General features: G+C 71.8%; 13 protein-coding genes. 7 read left to right on the top strand and 6 right to left on the bottom strand.

Translation table 11 applies throughout. The features are described from left to right. Positions 1-89 precede the first annotated feature (89 nt). Positions 90-1,418 carry a 4-aminobutyrate--2-oxoglutarate transaminase gene (gabT, locus tag BLR04_RS03520; protein ID WP_090759410.1) on the bottom strand — a complete coding sequence of 443 codons (1,329 nt, stop codon included), beginning with the start codon at positions 1,416-1,418 and terminating at the stop codon, positions 90-92. 92 nt (positions 1,419-1,510) lie between these two features. Between gabT and BLR04_RS03515 the strand changes: the two genes are divergently transcribed. Then, complete coding sequence (locus BLR04_RS03515; protein WP_090759408.1) at positions 1,511-3,007, top strand: PucR family transcriptional regulator; 1,497 nt, start codon at positions 1,511-1,513, stop codon at positions 3,005-3,007. Here the strand turns inward: BLR04_RS03515 and BLR04_RS03510 are convergent. Continuing rightward, the gene (locus BLR04_RS03510; protein ID WP_090759406.1) at positions 3,004-3,630 is read right to left on the bottom strand and encodes a TetR/AcrR family transcriptional regulator; all 627 of its coding nucleotides are present in this window, start codon (positions 3,628-3,630) and stop codon (positions 3,004-3,006) included. The genes BLR04_RS03515 and BLR04_RS03510 overlap by 4 nt on opposite strands. Before the next feature lie 302 nt (positions 3,631-3,932). On the opposite strand from BLR04_RS03510, the gene BLR04_RS03505 reads away from it, so the two are divergent. Continuing rightward, positions 3,933-5,360 (top strand): aldehyde dehydrogenase family protein, encoded by a 1,428-nt coding sequence (locus BLR04_RS03505; RefSeq protein ID WP_090759404.1) that lies wholly within the window; start codon positions 3,933-3,935, stop codon positions 5,358-5,360. Between the two features lie 51 nt (positions 5,361-5,411). On the opposite strand, the gene ispG is transcribed toward BLR04_RS03505, so the two are convergent. Together ispG and dxr are read right to left on the bottom strand one after the other, a co-directional pair. Further along, positions 5,412-6,581, bottom strand: a complete 1,170-nt coding sequence (ispG, locus tag BLR04_RS03500; protein ID WP_090759402.1) for a flavodoxin-dependent (E)-4-hydroxy-3-methylbut-2-enyl-diphosphate synthase — start codon at positions 6,579-6,581, stop codon at positions 5,412-5,414. Between the two features lie 39 nt (positions 6,582-6,620). Then, the gene (dxr, locus tag BLR04_RS03495) at positions 6,621-7,811 is read right to left on the bottom strand and encodes a 1-deoxy-D-xylulose-5-phosphate reductoisomerase (protein WP_090759400.1); all 1,191 of its coding nucleotides are present in this window, start codon (positions 7,809-7,811) and stop codon (positions 6,621-6,623) included. A 197-nt stretch (positions 7,812-8,008) separates the two neighbouring features. On the opposite strand from dxr, the gene BLR04_RS03490 reads away from it, so the two are divergent. The 4 genes from BLR04_RS03490 (at position 8,009) to BLR04_RS03475 (ending at position 12,848) form a co-directional block, all read left to right on the top strand. After that, positions 8,009-9,013 (top strand): trypsin-like serine peptidase, encoded by a 1,005-nt coding sequence (locus BLR04_RS03490; RefSeq protein WP_090759398.1) that lies wholly within the window; start codon positions 8,009-8,011, stop codon positions 9,011-9,013. A gap of 55 nt (positions 9,014-9,068) precedes the next feature. Beyond that, the gene (locus BLR04_RS03485; protein WP_143021945.1) at positions 9,069-10,166 is read left to right on the top strand and encodes a trypsin-like serine peptidase; all 1,098 of its coding nucleotides are present in this window, start codon (positions 9,069-9,071) and stop codon (positions 10,164-10,166) included. Positions 10,167-10,283: 117 nt separating this feature from the next. Next, positions 10,284-11,933: an alpha/beta hydrolase gene (locus BLR04_RS03480; protein ID WP_090759396.1), complete on the top strand. Its 1,650-nt coding sequence runs from the start codon at positions 10,284-10,286 to the stop codon at positions 11,931-11,933. Between the two features lie 72 nt (positions 11,934-12,005). Continuing rightward, positions 12,006-12,848 (top strand): GNAT family N-acetyltransferase, encoded by an 843-nt coding sequence (locus BLR04_RS03475; RefSeq protein ID WP_090759579.1) that lies wholly within the window; start codon positions 12,006-12,008, stop codon positions 12,846-12,848. A 1-nt stretch (position 12,849) separates the two neighbouring features. Here the strand turns inward: BLR04_RS03475 and BLR04_RS03470 are convergent, their stop codons facing one another. Together BLR04_RS03470 and BLR04_RS03465 are read right to left on the bottom strand one after the other, a co-directional pair. Further along, a complete protein-coding gene (locus tag BLR04_RS03470) occupies positions 12,850-13,227 on the bottom strand; it encodes a DUF3037 domain-containing protein (protein ID WP_090759394.1) in 378 nt (125 codons plus the stop codon). After that, entirely contained in the window at positions 13,224-14,036 is an 813-nt protein-coding gene (locus BLR04_RS03465; RefSeq protein ID WP_090759392.1) for a HipA family kinase, read from the bottom strand. The genes BLR04_RS03470 and BLR04_RS03465 overlap by 4 nt, the downstream gene beginning before the upstream one ends. Positions 14,037-14,112: 76 nt before the next feature. Between BLR04_RS03465 and BLR04_RS03460 the strand changes: the two genes are divergently transcribed. After that, the gene (locus tag BLR04_RS03460; protein ID WP_090759390.1) at positions 14,113-15,558 is read left to right on the top strand and encodes a serine/threonine-protein kinase; all 1,446 of its coding nucleotides are present in this window, start codon (positions 14,113-14,115) and stop codon (positions 15,556-15,558) included. Positions 15,559-15,587 lie beyond the last annotated feature (29 nt).

Raw genomic sequence — 15,587 nt, 5'->3', positions numbered from 1 at the left:
AGGGTGAATTCTCTACCCCTCCGTCGGCGCTTACACCACAAAAAGGGGCATCCAGTCGCAAGCTGGATGCCCCTTTTTCGCAGTTTCGTCTAGAGTTCGGCGATCGCCTTTTCGAGGATGCCCAAACCCTCCTCGAGCAGGTGCTCGGGGATGACGAGCGGCGGCAGGAACCGCAGCACGTTGCCGTACGTGCCCGCGGTCAGGACCAGCAGGCCCGCCGCGTGGCAGCGCTTGACGACCTCCTGCAGCGCCGCCGGGTTCGGCTTCTTGGTGCCTGGCTCGACCAGCTCGATGGCGATCATCGCGCCCCGGCCGCGCACGTCGCCGATCACGTCGAAGCGCTCGCGCATGGCGTTGAGCCGGGGGAGCATGATCTCGCCGATCCGGCGGGCGCGCGCGACCAGGTCCTCGGCCTCGATGGTCTCCAGCACGCCGAGCGCGGCCTCGCAGGCGAGCGGGTTGCCGCCGTACGTGCCGCCGAGGCCGCTGGGGTGCACCGTGTCCATGAGCTCCGCGCGCCCGGTCACCGCGGCGAGCGGCAGGCCGCCCGCGATGCCCTTGGCGGTGGTGATGATGTCGGGGACGACGCCCTCGTCCTCACAGGCGAACAGCGTCCCGGTACGGGCGAAGCCCGTCTGCACCTCGTCGGCGACGAAGACGATCCCGTTGGCCTTGCAGAACTCCGCGATGCGCGGCAGGAAGCCCCGCGCGGGCACGATGAACCCGCCCTCGCCCGCGATCGGCTCGATCACCACGGCGGCCACGTTGTGCGCGCCGATCTGCTTGGTGATCATGTCGATGGCCTGCTCGGCGGCCTCCTCGGCGCAGTTCTCCGGCCCCGTCGGCCAGCGGTACGGGTACGCCAGCGGCGCCCGGTAGACCTCGGGGGCGAACGGCCCGAAGCCCTCCTTGTACGGCATGTTCTTCGCCGTCAGCGTCATGGTCAGCAGCGTGCGGCCGTGGTAACCGTGGTCGAACACGACGACGGCCGGCCTGCCGGTGGCGTGCCGGGCGACCTTGACGGCGTTCTCGACGGCCTCGGCGCCCGAGTTCACGAGGAACGTGCGCTTCTCGTGGTCGCCCGGGGTGAGCTCGTTGAGCTTCTCGCACACCTGCACGTACGACTCGTACGGCGCGACCATGAAACAGGTGTGGGTGAAGTCGGCCACCTGCTTCTGGACGCGGTCGACGACCCTGGGCGCGGCGTTGCCGACGTTCGTCACGGCGATGCCGGACCCGAAGTCGATCAGCGAGTTCCCGTCGGCGTCCTCGATCACGCCACCGCCCGCGCGGGTGACGAACACCGGCAGCGTGATGCCGATGCCGGGCGGGACGGCGGCCTGCTTGCGGGCCAGCAGCTCCTGGGACTTGGGGCCGGGGATCGCGGTAACGAGACGCCGCTCCTGGGAAATGCTCATGGCTTCGACGGTACGGCGGGCTCCGACCTGCGCCGATACGTCGATATGTCACACTAGGAGTGCTCGTCTTAGCCGAAATGGATAAAACTCTCATGCCGCCTTCGCTGCGGACCGTCGTGCGCCGCGTGCGCCTCCGGCCCCTGGCCGGGACGTCGCGCCCGGGCGCGCTGGACGCCGCCGTGCGGTGGGTCGCGGTCAGCGAGCTCGCCGACCCGACGCCGTACCTGGAGGGCGGGGAGCTGCTGCTCACCACCGGCCTGCGCATGGAAGGCGAGCAGTCAGGATATGTCGCCCAGCTCGTGGCGCGCGGAGTGGCCGGTCTCGGCTTCGGCGTCGGAGTCTCCCACGACGACGTGCCGCCCGCCCTGGTCGAGGCGGCAGAGGAGGCCGGGCTGCCGCTGCTGGCCGTGCCGCGCGAGACGCCGTTCATCGCGATCGGCAAGCTGGTCAGCGAGCTGCTCGCCGCCGAGCAGTACGAGGAGGTCACCCGCGCCTTCGCCGCGCAGGGCCGGCTGACCAGGGCGGCGTTGCGCCCGGAGGGCACGCACGCGGTCATCGACCGGCTGGCCAAGGAGGTCGGCGGCTGGGCGGCGCTGCTGGGCGAGACGGGCGAAATCGTGCACGCCACCCCGGACGCCGCGCCCGGCGAGGTGATCGCCGAGCTGGCCCGCCGGCGTCCCCGGCCGGGGGACGAGCCCCGATGCGCCGAGGGACGGCTACCGGCCAGCCTCGCGTTGTCCGGGCCGGGGGAGCACATCGTCGTGCAGCCGCTCGGCGGCGGCGTGCGGCCGCGCGGCTACTTCGCCGTCGGCGCCGCCCACCCGTTCTCGCCGGTCACCCACACGCTGGTCAACGCCGCAGGGTCCCTGCTCACGCTGGCGATGGAGCAGGGCGTCACCCGGTTCATGGCCGAGCGCCGGATCCGTACCGCGACGCTGGAGCTGCTCCTCGCGGGGGAGGAGGGTCACGCCCGCGCGGTCCTGGAGCCGCTCGGCGCCTGCCTGCCGGAACCGCCCCTCGTGGTGCTCGCCGCGGACGCCGCCGCGCTGGAGGCCATGGAGTCGCGGGTCTTCGCCGCCGACGTCGAGGGCGTCGCGTTCGCCGTCGTCGGTGAGGGCGAGGCCGCGCGGGTGGCGCGGGACGCGGGAGGTCCCGTCGGGGCGAGCCTGCCCGGCCCGTACGGCGCCGCGGCGCTGCGCGGCGCGCTGGAACAGGCGTCCCGGGCACTGGAGACGGCCAGGCTCAAAGCGCGGGCCGGTGAGCGGCCGGCGAGCGTACTGGTGGGTTTCGGGGAACTGGCCGGACAGGGCCTGCTCGGCCTGCTCGACCCGGCCGCCGCCCAGGCGTTCTCCGCCGCCGTCCTCGCCCCCCTCGCCGGGTACGGCTCACGCGCCGACCTGGTGGCGTCGCTGCGGGCGTACCTGGAGAGCAACGGCCACTGGGACGCGGCGGCGCAGCGGCTCGGCGTGCACCGCCACACCCTGCGCTACCGCATGAAACGGGTGGCAGAACTGCTCGGCCGCGACCTCGACGACCCGGGGGTGCGTGCCGAGCTGTGGCTCGCCCTGGAGGCCGCCCGCCGCGGCTAACGCTGCCTGTCGGTCAGGTAGCAGCAGATGACGCCCGTCGTGACCGCCTCGAACGTGCTGTCGTCGCGCAGGTGACCGGCGCGCTCCAGGCTGATCGCCCCCTGGGCGGCCGCCCACAGCGCGTCGGCGATCTTGCGTGGCTGGGTGGGCAGCAGGTAGCCGGCGGAGATGCAGTCGGCGATCACGCGGTCGAGGATGTTCAGGGCCGCGCGGGCCAGGGTGCGTGCGCGCTCGCTGGGCTCGAAGCCGGGGATGGCCTGCTCGAACATCAGGCTGTAGTAGCCGGGCTCCTCCAGGCAGGCCCGCCGGTACGCCGGGCCGAGCGCGGTCAGGGTCTCCAGCGGGTCGTGCCGCTGCGGTGCCGTCTCCAGATAGCGGCGGAAGCGTTCGAAGCCCTCCAGGTAGAGGGCCTCGGCCAGGCCCTCCCGGTTGCCGAACATGGTGTAGATGACGGTGGTCGTGCAGCCCGCCTCGGCGGCGATCCGCCGCATGGTGAGACTGTCGGGCCCGTCGGTCTGCAGCAGGTTGACCGCCACGTCGAGCAGCCGGCCGCGGAGCTCGTCCTGGGTGGCGCGTTCACCGACGAGGTAGGCGCCCTGCAGGCCCAGAGGTACGGAGGTCACGCGACCACCCCGTACGCCGGATCCGAGGCCGAGGACTTCTTCGTCCTGGTGACCTCACGGTGTTCGGTCACGGGGCCCACGCCTTTCTGCTCGGGGGCCCGCCGCGCTGGAGACCCGCACCCGGTGACTTAGCCAGGGCGGCGATGGCTCAAACCACCCTGCGTGGTAAACATCCAGAATTGGGTCTACTTCCGTTACATCATGGGTATACACCAGGGCTTGTACGTAACGGTGAGTGCTCCGGGGAGTCTTGTGCAACGCGGTGTAAATCCCCCGGCTTCCCGCTGGCATAACGTCAAGACATGGACGTGCGTACCTTCTGGCTGGCCGGCCGCCCCGCGACCGGGAAGACCGAGTTGACTGTCACCAACCCGCATGACGGCCGCGAGATCGGCCGGTACTCCGTGCCGACCGACGCCCAGGTGGAGGAGGCCGTGGCGGCCGCCCACGCGGTGGCCGGGCAGGCCGCCGCGCTGCCCGTGCACGTGCGCGCGGAGGCCCTGGCCCACATCTCGCGCCGGATCGCTGAACGGGCCGAGGAGTTCGCCCAGTTGATCACCGCCGAGAACGGCAAGCCGATCGTGTGGGCGCGCGGCGAGGTGGGCCGCGCCGTCTCCACGTTCCGCTTCGCCGCCGAGGAGACCCGCCGCTGGTCGGGCGGGGTGCAGCGGCTCGACACCGAGCCCGCGGCGAACGGGCGGCTGGCGTACGTCTCCCGCGTGCCGTACGGGCCCGTGCTGGCGATCACCCCGTTCAACTTCCCGCTGAACCTGGTCGCGCACAAGGTGGCCCCGGCCATCGCGGTCGGCGCGCCCATCGTGGTCAAGCCGGCTCCCGCCACGCCGCTGTCGTCGCTGCTGCTGGGCGAGATCATGGCCGAGACCGACCTGCCGGCCGGCATGTTCTCCGTCCTGCCCGTCGAGAACGAGCGCGCCTCCGGCCTGGTGCTCGACCCGCGGCTGCCGGTCGTGTCGTTCACCGGCTCAGGGCCCGTCGGGTACGCCATCGCCGACCAGGTGCCGCGCAAGCACGTGACGCTGGAACTGGGCGGCAACGCGGCGGCCGTCGTGCTGGCCGACGCCGACCTCGACTGGGCGGCCCAGCGCATCGCGCTCTACTCCAACTACCAGGCCGGCCAGAGCTGCATCGCGGTGCAGCGGGTGATCGTGGAGGACGCCGTCCACGACGCGTTCGTCGAGCGCCTGCTTCCCGCGGTCGCGGCGCTCGTCACCGGCGACCCGTCCGACGAGAAGACGCAGGTGGGCCCGCTGGTCTCGGAGGCCGCGGCCGAACGGGTCGAGCAGTGGGTGCGCGAGGCCGTCGAGGCCGGGGCCGAGGTGCTGGCCGGCGGCACCAGGGAGGGCGCCACCGTCGCGCCGACCGTGCTCGCCGGCGTGCCGCGCGACGCCAAGGTCGCCTGCGAGGAGGTGTTCGGGCCGGTCATGATCCTGCAGCGGGCCGCCTCGATCGACGAGGCGTACGCGATGGTCAACGACTCGAGGTACGGGCTGCAGGCCGGGGTGTTCACGCGTTCCCTCGACGCCGCCTTCCGGGCGAACCGCGAGCTCGAGGTCGGCGGAGTGATCATCGGTGACGTGCCGTCGTACCGGGCCGACCAGATGCCGTACGGCGGGGTCAAGGACTCGGGCATCGGACGTGAGGGCCTGCACTCGGCCATGGAGGACATGACGTACGAGAAGGTCATGGTGCTGACCGGGCTGCCGCTGTAAGCGGACGTGACAAGAGGGCGTGATCGCGGTGATCACGCCCTCTTGCTGTGTTCAGCTGACCGTGACGACCGGCCCGGAGGCGGTGTCGTCGTCGAGGTCGACCTCGACGCCCATCTCCTCGGCGAGCCGCAGGGCCTCCTCGATGAGGGTCTCGACGATCTGCGACTCGGGTACGGTCTTGATGACCTCGCCCTTGACGAAGATCTGGCCCTTGCCGTTGCCGGAGGCCACGCCGAGGTCGGCCTCGCGCGCCTCACCGGGGCCGTTGACGACGCAGCCCATGACGGCCACCCGCAGCGGCACCTTGAGCCCCTCCAGGCCCGCGTGGACCTGGTCGGCCAGGGTGTAGACGTCGACCTGCGCCCGCCCGCACGACGGGCAGGAGACGATCTCGAGGCCGCGCTCGCGCAGCCCCAGCGACTCGAGGATCTGGGTGCCGACCTTGACCTCTTCGACCGGCGGGGCCGACAGGGAGACCCGGATCGTGTCGCCGATGCCCTCGGCGAGCAGCGCGCCGAACGCCACCGAGCTCTTGATGGTGCCCTGGAAGGCCGGGCCCGCCTCGGTGACGCCGAGGTGCAGCGGGTAGTCGCACTGCTGGGCCAGCAGGCGGTAGGCGTTGATCATCACGACCGGGTCGTTGTGCTTGACCGAGATCTTGATGTCGCGGAAGCCGTGCTCCTCGAACAGCGAGCACTCCCACAGGGCCGACTCGACGAGCGCCTCGGGCGTGGCCTTGCCGTACTTCTGGAGCAGGCGGGGGTCGAGCGAGCCGGCGTTGACGCCGATGCGGATCGGCACGCCGTGCTCGGCCGCGGCCTTGGCGATCTCGCCGACCTTGTCATCGAACTTCTTGATGTTGCCCGGGTTGACCCGGACGGCCGCGCAGCCGGCCTCGATGGCGGCGAAGACGTACTTCGGCTGGAAGTGGATGTCGGCGATGACCGGGATCTGCGACTTCTTCGCGATGATGGGGAGCGCGTCGGCGTCGTCCTGCGACGGCACGGCCACCCGCACGATCTGGCAGCCGGACGCCGTGAGCTCGGCGATCTGCTGCAGGGTGGCGTTGACGTCGGCGGTCACGGTCGTCGTCATCGACTGGACGGAGACGGGCGCGTCACCGCCCACGGGCACGCTGCCCACCATGATCTGGCGGGAGTGGCGGCGTTCGGCCAGAGGCTTGGGACGGACCGCCGGGATGCCGAGAGCTACAGAAGACATTTCAACCCTTACTGTGACGACGCTGTTCAGTGTAGGCAGCTAGCGGGAGTGCGCGGCGGTCAGCTCGGCCGCTCTGGCACGCGCCCAGGCGTCGGCCGCCAGGACTTCTTCGACGGTTTCCGCGGGGGTCACCTGGTGTTCCTCGACGACCTCGGCCACCGTGTCGACGATGCCGAGGAACGGGAGCTCGCCCCGGACGAACGCGTCGAGGCAGACCTCGTTGGCGGCGTTGTAGACGGCGGGCGCGGTGCCGCCCTCGCCGCCGACGTGCCTGGCGAGCGCGACGGCCGGGAAGGCCGCGTCGTCGAGGGGTTCGAACGTCCAGGTGTGGGCCTTGCTCCAGTCGATCGGCCGGGCGGCGCCGGGGATGCGGTGGGGGTGGCCGAGGGCGAGCGCGATCGGCAGCCGCATGTCGGGCGGGCTGGCCTGGGCGATCGTCGAGCCGTCGATGTACTCGACCATGGAGTGGATGATCGACTGCGGGTGGACGACGACCTCGATGCGGTCGAAGCCGAGGTCGAACAGCAGGTGCGCCTCGATCACCTCGAGCCCCTTGTTGACCAGGGTGGCGGAGTTGATCGTGATGACCGGCCCCATCGACCAGGTGGGATGGGCCAGCGCCATCTCGGGGGTGACGTCGGTCATCTCGGCGCGTTTCATGCCGCGGAACGGCCCGCCGCTCGCGGTGATCACCAGCTGCTTGACGGATGAAGGGTCGTAGCCGCCCGGCCCGGAGGCCCACAGGCACTGCTGCACCGCGGAGTGCTCGGAGTCGACGGGGAGGATCTGGCCGGGCTTGGCCAGCCGCTTCACCAGCGGGCCGCCGATGATCAGGGACTCCTTGTTGGCCAGCGCGAGCGTGCGGCCGGCCTCCAGCGCGACCAGCGTGGAGGTCAGGCCGAGTGCGCCGGTGATGCCGTTGAGCACGATGTCGCACGGCCGCCCGGCCACCTCGGCGACGCCTTCGGGACCGGCCAGGACCTCGGGCTTGGCGCCGTGCGCGGTCAGCGCCTCCTTCAGCGCGGGCACGGCCGCGGGGTCGGCGACCGCCACGACCTCCGCGCCGACGTCGGCTGCCTGCCGGGCGAGCAGGTCGACCTTGCCGCCCCCTGCGGCCAGCCCCACGACCCGGAACCCCTCGGGGTTGGCGGTGATGACGTCGAGGGCCTGCGTGCCGACGGAGCCGGTGGAGCCGAGCACGACCACGGAGCGGAGGGTCTCTTCATGCACCCGTCCATTGTCCCCGCTCGGTGGGGCGCTCGGGCACCGGGCCGCCCATGTCGCGGGAATTGCCGTTCCCCTGTGACGGGAGAGAACTCGGTCAATTAATGCCGGAATGCCGCTATATCTGAATGCGCAAATCTTGAGAAATCAGGATATTGGGGCCGCTACCTTCCAAGCTCGTGTCCAGTTTCGGGAGGTACGTAATGCCGCGCAACGTCACCCTGCTTTCCTTCGCCGTGCTCGCCGCCGGCGGCGCCGTCCTGTTCCCGTCCGGCGGTGCCCAGGCGTCCGCGCCGCCGGAGCGGCCCAAGCCCGTCCAGCACGCCGCCGCCGACACCTCCGCGGAGCGGCGGCAGGTCATGACGTACTGGACGGCGAACCGGATGAAGACGGCCGAGCCGCTGGACGCGCCGACGCCCAGGCAGAGCGCGGGACTGTCGGCCGAGGAGCCCGCGAAGGGCTCGCCGTGGACCGCTCCACCCAGCGCCGGCCGCGGCGGCATGGAGACGCGCGCCGCCCGCACCAGCTCGGGCGCGGCCTGGACCCGCGGCGGCGCGGTGGCGCGGACCACGGGCCGCATCTTCTTCACCACGCAGGGACGCAACGCGTCGTGCTCCGGCACGGCGGTGACCAGCGCCAACAAGAGCGTGGTCATGACCGCGGGGCACTGCGTGAAGATGAACGGCGCCTTCCACACGAACTGGGTGTTCGTGCCGGGCTACGCGAACGGCAACCGGCCGTACGGCACCTGGGCCGCCACCCGGCTGCTCACCACGCAGCAGTGGAACGCCCGCGAGGACATCAACTTCGACGTCGCCGCCGCCGTCGTCGCGCCGCTGGACGGCAAGGCGCTGACCGACGTGGTCGGCGGCCAGGGCGTGGCCTTCAACCAGCCGCGCGGCCGGCAGATGCACGCCTTCGGCTACCCCGCGGCCCCGCCCTACGACGGCGCGCGGCTGATCTACTGCGGCGGCCGTACGTTCGACGACCCCTTCACGAGCGACGACCTCGGCCTGACCTGCGACATGACCGGCGGGTCGAGCGGCGGCCCCTGGTTGCTGAACGTCAACGAGTCGACCGGCCTCGGCACGCAGAATTCCGTCAACAGTTTCAAATACAACTTCGCCCCCAACTGGATGTTCGGCCCCTATTTCGGGAATGAGGCGCAGTCCGTCTACCAGTCGGCACAGAACGCCGGCGCACTCTGATGCTTTTACTCAAAGTAGTCACAAGGACACATGACGTGGTGCACACTCGGGGGGCATGACCCTGAGCACCCCCCTGCTTGCGGCCGTCCCGCTCCTCGCGGGGTTCATCGGACCCGCGCTGGTCGGCGCGGCTCCGGGCCCGCAGCAGACGGAACGACCGGCCGTCGCGGCCGTCTCCGCACCCACCCGGCACCACACCGCGGCCCGGCACGAGGTCGTCGAGCACGTCGCCGCCCGCACGGCCGGCGACCAGCGGCGCGTGCTCGACTACTGGACGCCTGAGCGCATGGCCAAGGCCGTGCCCGTCGACCTGCTCGACCTCCTCGCGGGCGAACGCGGCCTGTTCGGCGGACTCACCGGCCGGCCGGTCGGCGTCCTGCACGGTCTGTCCGGGCGTGACGCCGGCGGCCCGGTGCCGACGAGGCAGCGGGCGGCCGACCGCGGGGCGCCGGCACGGCCCGACGCGACCACCGCCGGCTCGCGCTGGATGACCGGCGGGCTGGTGGCCAGGACCACCGGCCGGGTGTTCCTCACCGTGGGCGGCACCGACTTCGTCTGCTCGGCCAGCACCATCAAGGGCGCCAGCCGCGACGTCGTCGTCACCGCCGGCCACTGCGTCAAGGACGGCGCCGGCGAGTGGGCCGCCAACTGGACGTTCGTGCCCGGTTACGGCTCGGCCGACACGCAGCCGTACGGCAGGTACACCGCCCGGCGCATGTTCGTCGCCGGCCCCTGGTCGCGTGGCGGCGACGACGACTACGACGTCGGCATGGTCGTACTGAACACCTCGCGCGGCAGGCACGTCGCCGACGTCGTAGGGGCCCAGGAGATCGCGTTCAACGCCCCGCGCGGCGGCCAGGTGTTCGGCTTCGGCTACCCCGCCGATCCGCCGTACGACGGCTCGCGGCTCGTCTACTGCGCGGGCCGGGTCAAGGGCGACCCGCACGGTCAGACCCGCGACCAGGGCCTGGGGTGCACCATGACGGCCGGCTCCAGCGGCGGGCCCTGGATGACCAGGTTCGACCCGGCGACCGGCAGAGGCGTCATCACCTCGCTGAGCAGCTTCAAGTACAGCGACGACCGCCGCACGATGTACGGCCCGTACTTCGGCGACGCCGTCAAGGCGCTGTACCACACGGCGCAGCGCGCCTGACCGTGGGTGCGGGCCGCCATGGGCCCATTACGGAATGGCAAGCATTTCCCCATACCCAGCGTCACCGCCCGGTTGCTCACGGCAGCATCGCAGGGCCTATGACAGGAAGGGGGCCGGGTGAAGCGGCTAGTTGGAGTTGTCGCCGGATTGGCGGTGCTCGTCGCCGGGGTCGGCAGTGCGAACGGGACGGCGGTGGCAGGCGGCAGAGCGGCGTCGTCCACGGTGAGCTGGGGGCCCTGCCCCGCGACCGACGGGAGGGAAGCGCCGGACGATCTCGAATGCGCGACGGTACGCGTGCCGCTCGACTACCGCGAGCCCATGGGGCACCAGATCGAGATCGCGATCAACCGGGTCAGGGCCAGGGTGTCCAGGGATGCGAACCACCTCGGCACGCTGCTGCTCAACCCGGGCGGCCCGGGCGCCTCGGGGCGCGAGCTGACCCGGTACGTCGCCACGTCGCTGCCGGCCGACGTGAGCGCGCGCTACGACATCGTCGGCTTCGACCCGCGCGGCGTGGGCGCCAGTGAGCCCGCGGTCCGCTGCGTCGACCCGGAGGTCTACTACCGGGCGCCGCGGGTCGACGCGGTGCCGCGCAACGCGGCCCAGGAGCGCATCCTGCTCGACCGGGCCCGGCAGTACGCCACCCAGTGCGGCAACCACTGGTCGTGGCTGCTGCCGTACATGACCACCGAGAACAGCGCCCGCGACATGGACCGCATCCGCGCCGCGCTCGGCGAGGCGCAGATCAGCTACCTCGGCTACTCGTACGGCACCTACCTCGGAGCCGTCTACGCCACGCTCTTCCCGCAGCGGGTCAAGCGGCTGGTGATGGACAGCTCCGTCGACCCGACGGCCGTCTGGTACGACTCCAACCTGCGCCAGAACCTCGCCTTCGAGCGCCGTCACCGGCAGTTCCTCGCCTGGGTCGCCAGGAACAACTCGGTCTACCGGCTCGGCAGGACCCAGGAGGAGACGTCGTTCGCCTACTACGCCCTGCGCGACCGGCTGCGCACCCGCCCCGCGGGCGGCGTCGTCGGGCCGAGCGAGCTCGACGACACCTTCACCTTCGCGGGCTACACCGACAAGGTCTGGCCGGAGTTCGCCAGGGCCTGGTCGTCGTACGTGCGGCACGGTGACGTGGACGGGCTGGTCGCCGCGTTCAACAAGCACGGCAGGACCGACGCCAAGGAGGAGAACGGCTACGCCGTCTACCTGAGCGTGCAGTGCCGTGACGCCCGCTGGCCGCGCGACTGGGCCACGTGGCGGACCGACATGACCAGGATGCACCGCGAGGCGCCGTTCATGACCTGGCCGAACGCCTGGTACAACGCGCCGTGCGCGTTCTGGCCGGCGCGCGGCGGCACGCCCGTCGAGGTGAAGGCGTCGCCGAAGCTGCCTCCGTTCCTCATCCTGCAGTCGCGCCACGACGCCGCCACCCCGTACCGGGGGGCGCTGACGATGGCCGAGCAGTTCCCCCGCGCGCGCATGGTGCTGGACGCCGGCGGCAACCACGGGGTGTCGCTGTCCGGCAACCGGTGCGTCGACCGGCACCTGGCGGCGTACCTGAGGGACGGCAGCCTGCCGCAGCGCTCGGCCCGCTGCGCCGCGTCGCCCACCCCGCAGGCGGACCCGCAGCACGGCGCGCACAGGTCGGCGGAACGCCACCGCGCGGCCACCGCGCCCACCGGGCCCACCGGGCCCACGGCGCCCGCCACGCCGGACGCGCTCGGCATCGTGGGGGTGGTGGGCCCGCTCATCGGGAGATGACGTCAAGAAAGGGTTACCGAGGGCAGCGCTAGATGAGCCAATCGGTAACCCTTCGCGTAGTCTGACCGTGTGATGCTGCGTACATCGGCGTCGCGCGTGCTCGACGACAACGACCGGGACGAGGTCCTCGCTCTCCTGGACAGCGACCCGGTCGCGAACGTCTTCGTTGCCTCGCGGGTGCGGGCGGTCGGACTCAACCCGGCAAGGCTGGGCGGGCAGATGTGGGGGTTCGGGCCGCGCGGTGGCCTCGTGTCACTCTGCTACGCCGGGGCCAACATGGTGCCGGTCAACGCGGGCCCCGAGGCCGTGCATGCTTTCGCCGACCGTGCCCGGCGTCAGGGGCGGCGCTGCTCGTCCATCGTGGGGCCGGTCGAGGCCGTCTCGCTGCTGTGGGAGCGGCTGGAGCCGCACTGGGGCCGCGCCCGCGCCATCCGACGGGCGCAGCCCGTCATGGCGACGACGAGCAAGTCGGCAGTGGCGGCCGACCCGCTGGTACGGCGGGTGCGGCCGGAGGAGTTCGACATCCTGCTGCCGGCGTGCGTGGCCATGTTCACCGAAGAGGTCGGCGTCTCGCCCAACCTCGGTGACGGCGGCGCCCTCTACCGGGCGCGGGTGGCCGAGCTGATCCGCATCGGACGCTCCTACGCGCGCATCGACGACGGGCGGGTGGTGTTCAAGGCCGAGGTCGGGGCCGTCACCCCGCAGGCCTGCCAGATCCAGGGCGTCTGGGTCGATCCTGAACTGCGGGGCCGCGGGCACGCCGTGGCCGGGATGGCCGCCGTCGTCGAGGCCACGCTGGGGTGTTTCGCCCCCGTGGTGACGCTCTACGTCAACGACTTCAACGCCTCGGCGCGCGCGGTCTACCGCAAGGTGGGCTTCCACGAGGTCGACACGTTCATGTCGGTGCTGTTCTGAGCTAGACGCGTACGAGCTTGTCGAAGAGGCGGGCCAGCTCGGTGTCGGGGTCGGTGGTGAGGCCCGCGTGCACCGGGCCCGTCTGCACGATCGTGCTGCGCGGCGCGGTCAGCCAGCGGAACCTGCCGCCGAGCGGCTCGCCCGCGAGCGGGCCTGACCGCTCGCCGCAGGCGAGCTCGTACGCCTCCAGCGCCCTGCAGACGGCGTCGACGTCGGCGTGCGGGTCGAGGGCGCGCAGCCGGACCGGGTCGAGCCCGACGCGGGCGCACAGGTAGTCGCGCGGCTGGCAGTAGAGCAGCACGCCCGCGTTGATCAGCTCACCGCGCTCGACCTTGGGCACGACGCGGATCACCGCGTACTCGTAGACGTCGCGGGTCATCGAGGGCCTCCCCGCCAGAACTCGCCGACCGATCCTGGGCCCGTCTTCGGGGCACGTTCCTGCTCGTCGCGTACGAGCCACGCGCGAGGGCCGTGCGCCCGGCGCAGCAGGTGGTCGACGTACGCTTCACGCACCTCGTCCGGCGAGGCGAAGCCGGCCTCGCCGTCCAGCCACTCGTCGGGCACCAGCGCCGTCACCGACTCCAGCAGCTCGCGGGTGATCTGCCCGGCCAGCTCGGCCCCCGCCTCGGTCACGTCGCCCGCGTACGGCGCGAGCACGTGGTCGCTCGCGTCGAACGGTCGTTGCGGGTCGGCGGTCCGCCAGTTGTGGTGGAACCAGAGTGCGGCGCCGTGGTCGATCAGCCACGTGTCGCCGTGCCAGACCAGCAGGTTGGGGTTGCGCCAGCTGCGGTCGATGTTGTGGATGAGGCCGTCGAACCACACGACCCGCGCGGCGAAGCGCGGGTCGGCCGCCCAGGCCAGCGGGTCGAACCCGAGCGCGCCGGGCAGGAAGTCGACCGCCAGGTTGAGCCCCGAGCTTCCCTTGAGCAGGTCTTGCACCTCTTCGTCCGGCTCGCGGACGCCGAGCTGCGGGTCGAGGTCGATGAGCTTGAGCTCGGGGGTGCGCAGGCCGAGACGGCGGCCCAGCTCGGCCGCGATGATCTCGGCGACCAGCACTCGCCGCCCCTGACCCGCCTCGCGGAACTTCACCACGTACGTGCCGAGGTCGTCGGCCTCGACGACGCCCGGCAGCGAGCCGCCCTCCCGCAACGGGGTCACGTAGCGGGTCGCGGCGATCCTTTGCAGCACGGGACGAGGTTATCGCCCTGGGGGAGCTCGTCGACCAGTGCCCGGAATGGTGGGATTTGATGCATAATGGTGGTATATGTCCGAGCTTAGAGTCGATGACCCGCAGGCACTCGGGGCGTACCGGTTGACCCGCAGGCTTGGCCAAGGTGGCCAGGGCATCGTCTATCTCGGCGAGTCACCCCAGGGCGCCCAGGTCGCCGTCAAACTTCTGCACGCCAGTCTGTCCGGCGACGCCGACGTGCGCCGCCGCTTCCTGCGCGAGGTCGAGGCGGTGCGCCGGGTCGCGGCGTTCTGCACGGCCCAGCTTCTCGACGCCGACCTCGACGGCGACCGTCCGTACCTGGTCAGCGAGTACGTGGAGGGTCCGTCGCTGCGCCAGCACGTCCTCACCGCGGGGCCGCGCCGGGGCGGCTCGCTCGACCGGCTCGCCATCGGCACCGCGACCGCGCTCGGGGCGATCCACCGGGCCGGGGTGGTGCACCGCGACTTCAAGCCGGGCAACGTGCTCCTCGGGCTGGACGGCCCCCGGGTGATCGACTTCGGTGTGTCCCGGCTCATGGACTCCACCGCCTCCACCGGGCACCTGAAGATGGGGACGCCCGCGTACATGGCGCCGGAACGCATCAGGAACGAGCCCTCAGGGCCGGCGACCGACCTGTGGGCGTGGGGTCTGACCATGGTGTTCACGGCCACGGGGCGGAACGCGTACGCGGGGGGCACGTACCAGGAGGTGCTGGCCCGCGTCCTGTACGGCAAGCCGGACCTCGGCACGCTGACCGGAAGGCTGCGGGAGATCGTGGACGCGTGCCTGGCCCCCGCGCCGGCCGACCGGCCGGACGCGGAGGGGGTGCTGCGCCTGCTGCTGGGCCAGGACAGGATCGGCTCGGACGTGCTGACCTCGGGCGTCATGGCCGCCGTCGGCGCCCCGGCCCCCTCCGTGCCGCCCGCCGAGGACTCCGCCGTGCGGGCGGACCCCGATGCGACCGCGCCCTTCGACGTCGGCTTCGACACCGGTTTTGACACCGGCGTCGACACCGGCTCGTCCGCCGGCAGTCCCGAGCCTGACGCCGCGGATGAGTCCGGCGGTCATGAGGCGACGAACGCCGGGCGGTCCGGCGAGGCGGAGGACCCGGACGCGACGGTCGCCGTCTCACCTCAGGCCGCCGAAGTGCTCAAGGACGAGCCGCCGGTGGTCACCGATCCCGATCCGACGACGAGCTTCCCCGCCGTCACCGGTCGCGAACGGCCGCTGAACGTTCCCCCGGCGCGTTCTCCGCAGACGGGGGCGTCCCTGCGGCGGACGGCCAGGTCGACCGCCGTCGTCGTGGTGGTCGTCGTGCTGGCCGGGATCCTGCTCCTGCTGCGCGAGGCGCACGGAGCCGTACCGCACGGGTGGAAGAGAGGCGCGGCGGAGCAGTCGAGCGTCGTCCCTGACCGTGGTCCGCACCTGGTGGTCAGCAAGGTGACACGTCCAGGTGAGGAACAAGTGACGTATCCGGGTACACCCTTCGCCGCCGGCTGACGCCGCTGTGTCACGGTCAGGCAGCGATT

The organism is Nonomuraea maritima (assembly GCF_900100395.1).
Taxonomy (GTDB): domain Bacteria; phylum Actinomycetota; class Actinomycetes; order Streptosporangiales; family Streptosporangiaceae; genus Nonomuraea; species Nonomuraea maritima.
The sequence above is the reverse complement of the archived record's forward strand: the minus strand, read 5'-3'. Positions and strand labels throughout refer to the sequence as shown.

Bases quoted from the DNA above. Each gene is read 5' to 3' on its own strand.
- ispG (WP_090759402.1), bottom strand. From the start codon at position 6,581: ATGTCTTCTGTAGCTCTCGGCATCCCGGCGGTCCGTCCCAAGCCTCTG.
- BLR04_RS03505 (WP_090759404.1), top strand. From the start codon at position 3,933: ATGGACGTGCGTACCTTCTGGCTGGCCGGCCGCCCCGCGACCGGGAAG.
- BLR04_RS03515 (WP_090759408.1), top strand. From the start codon at position 1,511: ATGCCGCCTTCGCTGCGGACCGTCGTGCGCCGCGTGCGCCTCCGGCCC.
- BLR04_RS03485 (WP_143021945.1), top strand. From the start codon at position 9,069: ATGACCCTGAGCACCCCCCTGCTTGCGGCCGTCCCGCTCCTCGCGGGG.
- BLR04_RS03460 (WP_090759390.1), top strand. From the start codon at position 14,113: ATGTCCGAGCTTAGAGTCGATGACCCGCAGGCACTCGGGGCGTACCGG.
- BLR04_RS03475 (WP_090759579.1), top strand. From the start codon at position 12,006: ATGCTGCGTACATCGGCGTCGCGCGTGCTCGACGACAACGACCGGGAC.
- BLR04_RS03490 (WP_090759398.1), top strand. From the start codon at position 8,009: ATGCCGCGCAACGTCACCCTGCTTTCCTTCGCCGTGCTCGCCGCCGGC.
- gabT (WP_090759410.1), bottom strand. From the start codon at position 1,418: ATGAGCATTTCCCAGGAGCGGCGTCTCGTTACCGCGATCCCCGGCCCC.
- BLR04_RS03470 (WP_090759394.1), bottom strand. From the start codon at position 13,227: ATGACCCGCGACGTCTACGAGTACGCGGTGATCCGCGTCGTGCCCAAG.